This is a genomic window from Pseudomonas sp. FSL R10-1339, assembly GCF_009600545.1.
Taxonomy (GTDB): Bacteria; Pseudomonadota; Gammaproteobacteria; order Pseudomonadales; family Pseudomonadaceae; genus Aquipseudomonas; species Aquipseudomonas bubulae.
In genome coordinates, this window is record NZ_WIVQ01000018.1 from 1 (window position 1) to 12,911 (window position 12,911).

Annotated in this window: 13 protein-coding genes; 8 read left to right on the top strand and 5 right to left on the bottom strand. The window is 57.6% G+C overall.

All coding sequences use genetic code 11. The features are described 5' to 3' along the window. From GHO03_RS08215 to GHO03_RS08225, 3 genes are all read left to right on the top strand, one after another. Positions 1–572, top strand: a 572-nt coding sequence (locus tag GHO03_RS08215) for a TOBE domain-containing protein (protein ID WP_153399599.1), incomplete at its 5' end; no start/stop codon positions are given. A gap of 84 nt (positions 573–656) precedes the next feature. Continuing rightward, positions 657–1,994, top strand: coding sequence for a carbohydrate porin (locus tag GHO03_RS08220; protein WP_095003272.1), 1,338 nt, complete (start codon positions 657–659; stop codon positions 1,992–1,994). A 97-nt stretch (positions 1,995–2,091) separates the two neighbouring features. Next, entirely contained in the window at positions 2,092–2,955 is an 864-nt protein-coding gene (locus tag GHO03_RS08225; protein ID WP_095003271.1) for a D-hexose-6-phosphate mutarotase, read from the top strand. A gap of 22 nt (positions 2,956–2,977) precedes the next feature. Here the strand turns inward: GHO03_RS08225 and GHO03_RS08230 are convergent, their stop codons facing one another. Then, a complete protein-coding gene (locus tag GHO03_RS08230) occupies positions 2,978–3,838 on the bottom strand; it encodes a MurR/RpiR family transcriptional regulator (protein ID WP_169845242.1) in 861 nt (286 codons plus the stop codon). A gap of 205 nt (positions 3,839–4,043) precedes the next feature. On the opposite strand from GHO03_RS08230, the gene zwf reads away from it, so the two are divergent. The 3 genes from zwf to GHO03_RS08245 are packed head-to-tail and all read left to right on the top strand — an operon-like array spanning position 4,044 to position 6,896. Next, positions 4,044–5,513, top strand: a complete 1,470-nt coding sequence (gene zwf, locus GHO03_RS08235) for a glucose-6-phosphate dehydrogenase (protein ID WP_095003270.1) — start codon at positions 4,044–4,046, stop codon at positions 5,511–5,513. Beyond that, entirely contained in the window at positions 5,500–6,213 is a 714-nt protein-coding gene (pgl, locus tag GHO03_RS08240) for a 6-phosphogluconolactonase (RefSeq protein ID WP_095019695.1), read from the top strand. The genes zwf and pgl overlap by 14 nt, the downstream gene beginning before the upstream one ends. 17 nt (positions 6,214–6,230) lie before the next feature. Beyond that, a complete protein-coding gene (locus GHO03_RS08245; protein ID WP_095003268.1) occupies positions 6,231–6,896 on the top strand; it encodes a bifunctional 4-hydroxy-2-oxoglutarate aldolase/2-dehydro-3-deoxy-phosphogluconate aldolase in 666 nt (221 codons plus the stop codon). 95 nt (positions 6,897–6,991) lie between these two features. On the opposite strand, the gene GHO03_RS08250 is transcribed toward GHO03_RS08245, so the two are convergent. Further along, positions 6,992–8,185, bottom strand: a complete 1,194-nt coding sequence (locus GHO03_RS08250) for an aminotransferase class V-fold PLP-dependent enzyme (protein ID WP_095020855.1) — start codon at positions 8,183–8,185, stop codon at positions 6,992–6,994. Between the two features lie 12 nt (positions 8,186–8,197). Then, entirely contained in the window at positions 8,198–8,434 is a 237-nt protein-coding gene (locus tag GHO03_RS08255) for a DUF3820 family protein (protein ID WP_019693207.1), read from the bottom strand. 208 nt (positions 8,435–8,642) lie between these two features. On the opposite strand from GHO03_RS08255, the gene GHO03_RS08260 reads away from it, so the two are divergent. Beyond that, on the top strand, positions 8,643–9,110 hold the full coding sequence (locus GHO03_RS08260) for a PA2169 family four-helix-bundle protein (protein ID WP_095003266.1): 468 nt from the start codon (positions 8,643–8,645) through the stop codon (positions 9,108–9,110). A 119-nt stretch (positions 9,111–9,229) separates the two neighbouring features. Here the strand turns inward: GHO03_RS08260 and GHO03_RS08265 are convergent, their stop codons facing one another. Beyond that, complete coding sequence (locus GHO03_RS08265) at positions 9,230–9,700, bottom strand: MaoC family dehydratase (protein WP_019829146.1); 471 nt, start codon at positions 9,698–9,700, stop codon at positions 9,230–9,232. A 79-nt stretch (positions 9,701–9,779) separates the two neighbouring features. Continuing rightward, positions 9,780–10,724: an alpha/beta hydrolase gene (locus GHO03_RS08270; protein ID WP_153399601.1), complete on the bottom strand. Its 945-nt coding sequence runs from the start codon at positions 10,722–10,724 to the stop codon at positions 9,780–9,782. Between the two features lie 209 nt (positions 10,725–10,933). On the opposite strand from GHO03_RS08270, the gene fadD2 reads away from it, so the two are divergent. Next, on the top strand, positions 10,934–12,622 hold the full coding sequence (fadD2, locus tag GHO03_RS08275; protein WP_095020856.1) for a long-chain-fatty-acid--CoA ligase FadD2: 1,689 nt from the start codon (positions 10,934–10,936) through the stop codon (positions 12,620–12,622). Positions 12,623–12,911: the final 289 nt, after the last annotated feature.

Sequence of the window (12,911 nt, forward strand, 5' to 3'; positions counted from 1 at the left end):
TCGAAGCCATGACCCTGGGCGACAAAGTGGCGGTGATGAAAGACGGCATCATTCAGCAGTTCGGCACCCCGAAACAGATCTACAACGACCCGGCCAACCTGTTTGTCGCCAGTTTTATTGGCTCGCCACCGATGAACTTTATCCCCCTGCGTTTGCAGCGTCGCGACGGCCGCTTGCTGGCCTTGCTCGACAGCGGCCAGGCGCGTTGCGAGCTGCCGCTGGGCATGCAGGACGCCGGGCTGGAAGACCGCGATGTGATCGTGGGCATCCGCGCCGAGCAAATTGTGCTGGCGCCAGCCGAACCCAATGGCCTGCCGGTTATTCGCGCCGAGGTGCAGGTTGTCGAACCCACCGGCCCCGATACCCTGGTTTTTGTCAGCCTCAACGGCATCAAAGTGTGCTGCCGCATGGCTCCGGATGATGCCCCTGCGGTCGGTCAGAGCCTCAATTTGCAGTTCGATCCTGCCAAAGTGCTACTGTTTGATGCGAATACGGGGGAGCGTCTGGGGGCGATGAGTTCGCCTCAGGCTCAAGGCCGGGCTGATAACGTGGCGCAATTCAAGGGTCGTTAAGTCAACAGGGAGCCTGTTACCGGGCCTCCTTGCAGTTGTGCCGCGTTAAACAAAGCCAATAAGAAGACAACGAGGATTAAAGGGATGACTAACAGAATGACCCGCACCCGTCTGGCCTGCCAGCTATCGGCAATTGTCGCGCTAGGTCTGGGTGCAAGCAGTGTCTACGCCGACGAAGCCTTCAGTGCCGATTCGAAATGGATGACGGGCGACTGGGGCGGCGAGCGCACCAGACTGATCGAGCAGGGTATCGACATCAAGGCCGATTATGTCGGTGAAGTGGGCGCCAACCTGCACGGTGGCTACAACGACGACAAGACCGCGCGCTACAGCGACCAGTTTGGTCTGGGTGTGGCGCTGGACCTGCAAAAGCTGTGGGGCTGGGACAACACCCAGGCGAAGATCCAGCTGACCAACCGTAATGGTCAGAATATCTCCAATGACCGTGTCGGTGATCCGCGTGCAGGGACCTTGAGTTCCTCCCAGGAAGTCTATGGCCGTGGCCATATGGTGCGTCTGACCCAATTGTGGATCCAGCACCAGTTCCTCGATGGCAAACTGGACGTCAAGGCCGGTTATTTCGGTGAAGGCGAGGACTTCAACACCTTCCCGTGCGAATTCCAGAACCTGGCGTTCTGTGGCTCGCAGGTGGGTAACTGGGCCACCAACCTCTGGTACAACTGGCCGGTCAGCCAGGCGGCGCTGCGCGTGAAGTACAACATCACGCCTGAGTTGTACGCGCAAATCGGTGCGTACAACCAGAACCCGTCGCAACTGGAGCACGGCAACGGCTTCAAGCTCAGCGGCAGCGGTACCAAGGGCACTGTGTTGCCGGTTGAGTTGGTGTGGTCGCCCAAGGTCAATGACCTGCCGGGCGAATACCGTGTGGGTTACTACAAGAGCACGGCGCCTGCCGATGACGTGAAGGTCAATATCACCAATGATGGTCAGGACTATCGCGTACGTGACAGCAAACACGGCTACTGGTTTGTCGTGCAGCAGCAGCTCACCAGCCACAACGGTGACGCTTCGCGCGGCCTGCATATCGCGGCCAACGCCACCTTCCATGACAAGCAGACCAACATCGTCGACAACTATCAGTCGCTGATGTTTGTGTACAAAGGGCCGTTCGATGCCCGGCCCAAGGATGACATCGGCATTGGCGCCGCCCGTATTCATGTCAACGATGACGTGAAGAAAAGCGCCGAGCTGATCAATGCGTCCATCGGTGCCACCGACTACAGCGACCCCTTGTACACGCCGCTGCGCAATACCGAGTACAACTACGAACTCAACTACGGCTTCCACGTGACCAACTGGCTGACGGTGCGTCCAAACCTGCAGTACATCACTCACCCGGGTGGTGTGGACCAGGTAGACAACGCATTGGTGGCCGGACTGAAAATTCAGTCGACGTTCTAAATGCGCTAAGCTCCTTGTTTTTCCAGCGGATAGCCTTGGCTATCCGCTTTTTTTCGGGGCTGCACCCCCCGGCGCATGATTTTCAGGACTGCGGCACATGCATGAGCATCCGCTTCACCGTTTTTTCAAATCCAGACGCGAGCAGCCGGTTTTCCAGTGGGAGCGCTTTCAGCAGCGCGACGTACTGGTGATCGATCATCCGCATTGCCAGGCGGTGTTCAGCCGTCAGGGCGCGCAGTTGCTGCACTTCCAGCCGACCGGGCAAAAACCCTGGCTGTGGTGCGCTGCCAAGTGGCCGCAAGTGGGTGCGATACGTGGTGGGGTACCGATCTTCTGGCCCTGGTATGGCCGTCACCCCAGTGAAAACGCCTGGCCATCCCATGGCTGGGCGCGGTTGATCGACTGGAAGCTGCTCGACAGCAGCAGCGACGAAGAAGGGGTGACCTTGCACTGGCGCTTGCAGCTGTGCGATTGGCAGGTGGATTTGCATGCGCGATTGGGCGAAGAAATGGAGCTGCGCCTGAGCACCGAGCATCAGGACGACGAGCCTTGCCAGGTGAGCCAGGCGTTGCGCGCTTACTGGCGAATTGGTGATGTTGCTGAGGTAGCGCTGTCCGGTCTGGACGGAGCGCACGGCTACGACCAGTTGAACCGTGAGGTATGCCAGCAGAAAGGCGAGTTACGGGTGGGAGGTGGTTGTCAGCGGGTGTTCCAGCATGACGGCGAAATGCAGCTCAATGACCATGCCTGGCAACGGGCTTTGAGCATCGACACGGGTGATCAGGGCAGCACGGTGGTCTGGCATCCCGGCAAGCGGCCGTTGCTGGGGGTGAGCTGGAACGAAGTGATGGGCTTTGTGTGTGTGGAGTCCACGAGTGGCGGTACCCATAACCAGGCCCTTGCCCCGGGCGAGCAGGCTCATTTGAGCTTGCAGGCGAGGGCGGGGCTTTGCAGCGTCTGATGGGGCATTACCAAGCGCTTGCCTAGTTGAACTCATCGCCCACCGGATAGCGGCTGGCGTTGAGGCTTTCCTTGATTTTGCGCAGGTGTGGCTGGAAGTCCACGCCGCGGCGCAGGGTCATGCCGGTTGCCAGTACATCCAGTACGGTCAGCTGGATGATGCGCGAGGTCATCGGCATATAGATGTCGGTGTCTTCGGGCAGCGGGATGTTCAGGCTCAGGGTGCTGGCCTTGGCCAGTGGCGAGTTTTCCGCAGTTAGCCCCAGTACCGAGGCACCGTTGGCGCGCGCAATGCGAGCCACTTCTACCAGTTCACGGGTGCGACCGGTGTAGGAAATAATCACGAACAATTCACCCGTGTGCGCCACCGAGGCGATCATGCGCTGCATCAGCACGTCGGCGTGGGCGGTGACGGCCAGGTTGAAGCGGAAGAACTTGTGTTGCGCATCCAGTGCCACCGGTGCAGATGCGCCCAAGCCAAAAAAGTGGATCTGCCGGGCCTGGATCAGCAAGTCGACGGCGCGGCTGATAAGGTTGGGGTCCAGTGCCTGGCAGGCACTGTCCAGCGAGGCGATGGCGCTGCCGAAGATTTTTTGTGTATACGCGGCCGGATTATCGTCTGCCTCTACCGCGCGGCTCACGTAAGCTGCGCCGCTGGCCAGGCTTTGTGCCAGTTGCAGCTTTAACTCGGGGTAGCCGCTGACACCAAATGAACGGCAGAAACGGTTAACCGTGGGTTCGCTGACAGAAGCTGCCTGCGCCAGGGCGGCGATGCTGAATCGGGTCGCCTGCTGCGGGTTCTGCAAAATGATTTCGGCCACTTTGCGCTCGGCCTTGTTCAGGTCTTCGAGGCGGCCCTTGATCTGTTCGAGTAAATTTCGCACGCGGTCCATTTATGGTCCTTGGGTCAGCGATGCAAGAACCGGACTAAAGCGGTTCTGGAAGGTGGCCTATCCTACTGGTGGCCTGTGACGACCACTAGCAGGAATCTGTATTTTGAGAAAATGTTGTGTTTATTACTACATTTTTCCTTGAGTGATACCTTGAAAAAAGGTATTTGTAGCTTAACTTGATAAAAGAACAAACATCATGCCTTCGATTACGGTTGAACCGTGCACCTTTGCCTTGTTCGGCGCCCTTGGCGATCTGGCCCTGCGCAAGCTGTTTCCTGCCTTGTACCAACTGGATCGTGCCGGTCTGCTGCATGCCGACACACGCATTCTCGCGCTGGCCCGAGAGCCGGGCGAGGCTTCCACGCACCTGGCGCATATCGACAGCCAGTTGCGCCAGTATCTGGGCGAGAAGGAAATCGAAGTCGAAGCATTGAACCGCTTCCTGGCTCGCTTGAGCTACCTGCATGTGGATTTTTTCAAGACTGAAGATTACCTGGCGCTGGCTGAAATGGCCGGCACAGAGCAGCGCCTGATCGCTTACTTCGCCACTCCGGCGGCTGTGTACGGTGCCATTTGCGAGAACCTGTCCGCGGTCGGCCTGGCTGAAAACACCCGTGTGGTGCTGGAAAAGCCCATCGGTTCGGATCTTGAGTCTTCGCGCAAGGTCAACGATTCCGTGGCGCAGTTCTTCCCCGAGAACCGCACTTACCGCATCGACCACTACCTGGGCAAAGAGACCGTACAAAACCTGATCGCGCTGCGTTTTGCCAACAGCCTGTTCGAGACCCAGTGGAACCAGCGCTACATCTCCCACGTTGAAATCACCGTGGCCGAGAAAGTCGGCATCGAGGGCCGCTGGGGCTATTTCGACAAGGCTGGCCAACTGCGCGACATGATCCAGAACCACCTGCTGCAGTTGCTGTGCCTGATTGCCATGGACCCGCCTGCGGACCTGTCGGCCGACAGCATTCGCGACGAAAAGGTCAAAGTGCTCAAGGCCCTGGCCCCGATCAGCGCCGAAGGCCTGACCACCCAGGTGGTACGCGGCCAGTACATTGCCGGTTACAGCGAAGGTCAGTCGGTGCCGGGTTATCTGGAGGAAGAAAACTCCAACACCCAGAGTGACACCGAGACCTTTGTGGCACTGCGCGCCGATATTCGTAACTGGCGTTGGGCAGGGGTGCCGTTCTACCTGCGCACCGGCAAGCGCATGCCACAAAAGCTCTCGCAAATCGTTATCCACTTCAAGGAGCCGTCGCACTACATCTTTGCTCCCGAGCAGCGCCTGCAAATCGGCAACAAGCTGATTATTCGCCTGCAACCGGACGAAGGTATTTCCTTGCGGGTAATGACCAAGGACCAGGGCCTGGATAAAGGCATGCAACTGCGCAGCGGCCCGTTGCAATTGAATTTTTCTGACACTTATCGCAGCACACGGATTCCGGATGCTTACGAGCGCCTGTTGCTCGAAGTCATGCGCGGCAACCAGAACCTGTTTGTACGCAAAGATGAAATTGAAGCGGCATGGAAATGGTGCGACCAGTTGATCGCCGGCTGGAAAAAGTCCGGTGATGCGCCCAAGCCTTACGCGGCGGGGTCCTGGGGGCCGATGAGTTCCATTGCACTGATTACGCGGGACGGGAGGTCTTGGTATGGCGATATCTGATTTGAAACTGCCTGAAGGTGTGAGCTCGCACACCTTCAAGAACCCGGCGTTGTTGGCCGAAGGGCTGGCAACAAAAGTTGCCGGGCAATTGAACCAGGCTATCGCCGAGCAGGGCGTTGCCACTCTGGTGGTGTCCGGCGGCCGCAGCCCGGTGGCGTTTTTCCAAAGCTTGATCAAGCAGCCGGTCGATTGGTCGAAAGTGGTTGTCAGCCTGGCGGATGAACGCTGGGTGCCGGTCGAGCATGCCGACAGCAACGCGGGCCTGCTTAAAAAGCATCTGCTCCAAGGCCCGGCGGCCAAAGCCCGTTTTGTCGGCTTGTATAACGCTGCAGCCACGGTAGAAAAGGCTGCGCTGGAGGCCGATCAGGGGCTGGCCGAGTTGCCGCCGATCGATGTGCTGATCCTGGGTATGGGCGATGACGGGCATACCGCGTCGCTGTTCCCCAATAGCCCGAATCTGAGTGAAGCCCTGCAACTGGACAACCCGCGTCGTTGCTGGGCGATGCTGGCGCCAACGGTGCCGCACCAGCGTCTGAGCATGAGTCGCAGCCTGTTGGCGAGCGCGAAGCACAAGGTGCTGTCGATCCAGGGCCAGTCCAAATTGAACACCCTCAACGAAGCGCTGGGGGGCACAGATGTTGCCGCCTTGCCGATTCGTGCCTTCCTGCAACCTACGTTAGAGATTTACTGGTGCCCATGAGCCAAGGATCAGCTGCCATGACAACAACAATTGCGAACGTATCGATGGCGGATAAAGTCGCCCTGATCGACAGCCTGTGTGAGCGAGCACGAATTCTGCCGGTGATTACCATTGCCCGCGAACAAGACATCCTGCCTTTGGCGGATGCGCTGGCGGCCGGTGGTCTGACGGCGCTGGAAGTGACCCTGCGTTCGGCGTTCGGCCTCAAGGCCATTCGTATCCTGCGTGACCAGCGCCCTGAGCTGGTGACAGGTGCGGGTACCGTACTGGATCGCCATATGCTGGCGGCGGCGGAAGACGCCGGTTCGCAATTTATTGTTACTCCGGGCATTACCCGTGACTTGCTCGAGGCCAGTGTTGCCAGCGACATTCCGCTGCTGCCGGGCATCAGCAATGCTTCCGGGATCATGGAAGGCTATGGCTTGGGTTACCGCCGTTTCAAACTGTTCCCTGCAGAAGTCAGCGGCGGTGTAGCGGCGATCAAGGCCCTGGGCGGCCCTTTTGGCGAAGTGAAATTCTGCCCGACCGGCGGTGTTGGTCCGGCTAATATCCGCAACTACATGGCCTTGAAAAACGTGATGTGCGTGGGCGGTAGCTGGATGCTGGACAGCGAATGGATCAAGAACGGCGACTGGGCCCGAATCCAGGAATGCACCGCTGAGGCGCTTGCCCTGCTGGATTGATGTTTTAGTTACGAATGTGTTGTGTGTTCTACGGTTTTTGGTGCGCTTGGTCGGCGCACCTTTTTTTTGCCTGAAAAATACCCGCTCCCACAAGGTTATGTGTGAGCTTGCGAAAGCTCGCGCAGCGCCCGCACCAGTTGGTTGATGTCATCCAGCGTGGTGGCAAAGCCCACTGTTACCCGGATACAACTGCCACACGCCGAACCGTTGCGGGCTACGGTGAACAGGTTGTAGTCCTTGAGCAGGCGATCAACCATCGGTTGTTGATCCTGCACATGGGTAAAGCGCAGCGAAGTGATTGCGCAATACAAGCGCGGATCATCGTTGACCAGCACTTCAATGCCCTCGATCTTGCGCGCCTCGCTGACCCACAGGTTGCGCAGGTAGTTGAGTCGGGCACCCTTGCCTCGGGCGCCACCCATCTCATGGTGTTCCTGCAGCACCTTGGTCAGGGTTAGCCAGGCGGGGATGTTGACCGTGCCATAAACGGCGCGGTTGCGCACATCCGGCTCGGGGTAGCGCTCATTGCCCATATCGGGGTCAATGTCGCCCAGGCGCTGGGGATCGATATACATCAGGCCCAGGGTCAGCGGCGCGCCAATCCATTTATGCAGGTTGAAACCGGCAAAGGCCACACCCAGTGCCGGCAGGTCCAGTTCGATCTGCCCCAGGGCATGGGCACTGTCCAGAATCACGTCAACCCCATGCTCTTTTGCCGCAGCAACAATGGCCTCCACGGGCATGACCAGGCCAGTGCGATGGGTAACGTGAGTGAGCGCCATCAGCTTGATCCGCGGGTTACGTTCAAATGCCTGGCGATAGCTGGCCACCAGGCTTTCAAACGTGGCTGGGTGCGTGTGGGAGATTTCGATAATTTCCAGGCCGCGTTGGCGTGCCACTCCACGCATGGCGTATTCGACGCTGTGGTATTCCAGGTCGCTGATCAGCAATTGATCGCCCGTTTGCAGGCCATTGTAGTTGCGGATCAATGATTGCAGGCCGTCAGACGCGCAAAAGGTCAGCGCCAGGCCGGCAGGGGCTACACCAAGCAACCCCGCCAGCGAGTCGCGAATTTCCAGGCCCTGAGTGGTATCGAAGTGCTGGCGCACAGGCACCGAGTTGTTGCGGTTAATAAAGTCGATATTACGCTGGTAGTCCTGTGCCACGTCGCGGGTCATACGCCCGAAGTAGCCGTTCTCCAGATTGATCGGGCCGGGCGCAAGGTCGTAGCGCTCGGCAATTGCTTGCCAGAAGTGTTCGTCGCGGGCGTTGTCTTCAATCCTTGGCATGGGGCAGCTCTATCAATGGCGGGGTTTGGGTTTTCCGTGTTTGGCGCGTAACGGGTCGAGCAGGTCCGACAGGCCGTTATGATCAATCTCTTGCATCAGGGCCAGCAAGCCGCCCAGTTCTCCGTGGGGGAAACCTTCACGGGCGAACCAGTTGAGGTACTGGCCGGGCAGGTCGGCGATGATTCGGCCCTTGTATTTGCCGAAGGGCATTTCACGAGTGACCAGCAGTTCGAGTTTTTCGGGGTTCATGCAGCGGCCCTTAGATGGGTAAAGCTGTGGAAATCAAAATACAGGCAATTTGCATGAAGGCCAATTGACAGATCATGCATATAAACCGGATACAGATTTTTTGATATTTATTAAGTCATTGATATTTAAGGATTTTATTTAATTATAAAACTGGCACGAGCCCTGCAACCTCTATTGCACGATCCTCAACCTTGTAAGGAATTGAACAATGACTGACCTTAATAAAGAAGCCATTAGCATCCTGAACGATCTGATCGAAACCAGCAAAGACGGCCAGGAAGGGTTTAAAAGCTGTGCCGAAGATATCAAGCACCCGGAGCTGAAGGCTCTGTTTGCCAAGCGTTCAGCCGATTGCGCTGCCGCAGCTGCCGAACTTCAGGCTCAAGTTCGAGCCCTGGGTGGTGACCCGGAAACCAGCACCAGCGTGGCCGGTGACTTGCATCGCCGTTGGGTGGATGTGAAGTCCGTGTTTACCGGCAAAGACGAAGAAGCGGTGCTCAACGAAGCCGAGCGCGGCGAAGATCATGCGCTGAAGGCTTATAAAGAAGCGCTGGAAAAAATCAGCAAGCACAACCTGGTCGGCATTCGTGATCTGGTAGAGCGCCAGTACCACGGCGTGCAACGCAACCACGATCAGGTTAAGGCGCTGCGCAATCAGGCCCGTGCCCGTGCATGATTAGCTTGAAGCTGTAGTTCCAAAAATGTGGGAGCGGGCTTGCTCGTGATGCAAAAACTCGATTGATCAGAATGATCGAGTTGATGCTATCGCGAGCGAGCCCGCTCCCACATTGCGTTTTAGCCAATGCTGATCGCAGGCAGTACCGGCAGGGTCACGGTTTGTTGCTTGCGTGGCGCAATGATTTCGGCCTCGCCATCAACAACGATTTCATCGCGCTGGTTGAACACGCGAGTAGCAATGCGCACACGGAACTTGGGCAGTTTTTCCAGGATTTCCAGGCGCACGGTGAGGGTGTCACCGATTTTCACCGGTTTCTGAAAGCTCATTTGCTGGCCGACATAGATGGTGCCCGGGCCAGGCAGCTCGCAGGCTACGGCAGCACTTATCAGCGCACCACTGAACATGCCATGGGCAATACGCTCCTTGAACATGGTGGCGGCGGCGAACTCGGGGTCGAGGTGCACCGGATTGTGGTCGCCGGACATGGCCGCAAAAAGCTGAATGTCACGCTCTCCGACGGTTTTGCTGTAGCTGGCTGTCTGGCCGACTTCGAGGGCTTCGTACGGGGTGTTGGTAACCTGAGTCATCTAGCGCATGTCCTGTGACGAGTGTTTGGTTTTAAAGCTATGATTTTAAAAGCTTTTTAGGTGTAAATCTGTTTTTCGCTCATTCGCTTCGCGACGGGCGGGAGTGGCTCAATGCCTGATTTAGCCACTTAATTACATCAGCCATGACTTCATCGCGGTTGGTTTCGTTGAAGAGTTCATGCCGCGCTTGCGGATACAGATTCAGTTGCAACTGACGATTGCCGGCATTTCGCAATGCCCTGGCTAGATCAGTGAGACGCTTGCCTTCACTCACCGGATCACATTCGCCGCCGATTATCAGCAGCGGCAGGCCCGGATCGATCTGAGCGAGATTGGACGCTTTGCTGATTTGCTGCAACCCGCCGAGCAGGTCGATCCACAGTTGGTTGGTGCACCGAAAGCCGCACAGGGGGTCGCTGGCGTAGGCATCGACCTGGGCCGGATCGCGGCTGAGCCAGTCATACTGCGTGCGATTGGGTTTGAAGGCCTTGTTGAACGAGCCGAACGACAACCATTCGATCAGCGCACTGCGGCCCTTGGCTCCCTGGCGCCAACGCTCTAGTCGGGCGATCAGGCTGGCTGCACGATAGAGCGCCACCGGCTGGAAATTCGAAGCACTCAGAATCACCCCTTGCAGGCTGGCACTGTGATGCATCACATACGCCTGCGCGATATAGCTGCCCATGCTGTGCCCGAGCAAAAAAACCGGTATGCCAGGGTGGGCCTGGCCGATATGCCGGCTCAGGCTGGCCACGTCGCTGACCACCGCGCACCAGCCATCATTGTCGGCAAAATAGCCCAGGGTGCCGCGCTCGGCTGTTTTACCGTGACCGCGCTGATCATGGGCATACAGGGCAAAACCGGCAGCACACAGGGCCTGGCCCAGGTGCGCATAACGGCCACTGTGTTCGGCCATGCCATGAGCCAGCAGGACAACAGCCCTGGGTGTACTGTCCGGCAGCCACTGGTTAACGAAAAGACCGCTGCGGTCATTCGCTTCCAGCCAGAAAGTCTCAGGGGTCATGGCATTTCCTTTAATTATTGTCGTACCAGTGTATAGCGCATTTGCAAGGGGGCCAGTTAACGGGCGTTTACCCGGCAATAAGATTCAAGATGTAAATGGCGAAGATCGCTGTATTTGCCTACAACTTTATAACTGTTAACGTCCGCAAGCTCCGCTTTTCATTCGACACGAGACGCGGCCAGGCACACTCAGGTACGAGGATAAAAACAATGCAACCTGATTTCTGGAATGACAAACGTCCCGCCGGTGTACCGCTGGATATCGACATGACGGCTTTTAAATCGGTTGTTGACGTGTTTGAGCGCTCCTGCAAAAAGTTTGCGGATCGCCCGGCCTTCAGCAATCTGGGAGTGACCATCACCTATGCCGAGCTTGAGCGCCACAGTGCCGCGTTTGCCGGTTATCTGCAGGAGTACACCGATCTCAAGCCGGGCGACCGTATTGCCGTACAAATGCCCAACACCCTGCAATATCCGATTGCCGTGTTCGGAGCCATGCGTGCAGGCCTGATTGTGGTCAATACCAACCCGCTCTACACCTCGCGCGAGATGCGCCATCAGTTCAAGAGCGCCGGGATTCGGGCGCTGGTGTACCTGAACATGTTCGGCAAGCGGGTACAGGAAGTGCTGCAAGACACCGAAATCGACTACCTGATCGAAGCCAGAATGGGCGACATGATGCCGGCCGCCAAAGGCTGGATCACCAACCTGGTGGTCGACAAGGTGAAAAAACTGGTGCCTGCCTATCAGTTGCCCCAGGCCATTTCCTTCAAGAGCGTCTTGCGCCGGGGCGCGGGGCAGGTGATCCGCCCGTTGGCGGTAACGCTGGATGATATCGCCGTCCTGCAGTACACCGGCGGCACCACCGGCCTGCCCAAGGGCGCGATGCTCACCCATGGCAATCTGGTCGCCAATATGCAGCAGTTGCGCGCCTGCCTGTCCCAGCATGGCGCCGACGGCCAGCCGATGCTCAAGGACGGCCGCGAGATCATGATCGGCCCGCTGCCGCTGTACCATATCTATGCATTCACGGCCAATTGCATGGGCATGATGGTCACCGGCAACCATAACGTGCTGATCACCAACCCGCGTGACATCAAGGGTTTTATCAAGGAACTGAAAAACTGGAAGTTCACCTGCTTCCTGGGGCTCAACACCTTGTTTGTTGCACTGATGGACCACCCGGATTTCAAGGACGTGGATTTTTCCAGGCTCAAAATTACCAACTCGGGCGGTACTGCGCTGGTCAAGGCGACGGCTGAACGCTGGGAGAAACTCACCGGGTGCCGCATCGTCGAAGGTTACGGCCTGACGGAAACCTCGCCGGTGGCCAGCGCCAACCCCTGCGGCCAGCTGGCACGGCTGGGCACGGTGGGCATGCCGGTGCCGGGCACCGCCATGAAGGTGATCAGCGATGAGGGGGTTGATCTGGGGCTGGGTGAGCGCGGCGAGTTATGCGTCAAAGGCCCGCAAGTGATGAAGGGCTACTGGCAAAACCCCGAGGCCACGGCCGAAGTACTGGATGCCGAGGGCTGGTTCAAGACCGGTGATATCGCCGTGATTGATCCGGACGGTTTTGTCCGCATCGTCGATCGCAAGAAAGACCTGATTATTGTCTCCGGCTTTAATGTGTACCCCAACGAAATCGAGGACATCGTGATGGCGCATCCCAAAGTTGCCAATTGCGCGGTTATCGGCGTCCCCGACGAGCGCACGGGGGAGGCGGTTAAACTGTTTGTGGTGCCGCGCGCAGGCGGGGTGACCGTTGAGGAGCTCAAGGCCTACTGCAAGGAAAATTTCACCGGTTACAAGGTGCCCAAGCAAATAGTGTTGCGTGATGCTTTGCCCATGACGCCGGTGGGAAAAATCCTGCGACGGGAGTTACGGGATACCGCCTGATTCGTTCATCATGGCGACAGACGCTCGCAGGCTGAAAGGCCGCGGGCGTTTTTTTATGCCTATGATAAGGGGCTGTAATACCTGATATAGAGGGGTTTATCGGTTAATAGAGTGTTTATACTAATGATGACTTTGGATTGTCCTACAGTCAGGTTGGTGACTCTAAACCCGGTTTTTGGCTCTAGGCGGCCTTTGGCAAAGCTGCTACTCTCGGCGCGCTTTGTGACTTCAGGGTAAGTGAAAGTCAGAGCTGTCCATTATAAAAATCAAACAAATAAGAACCGCACCC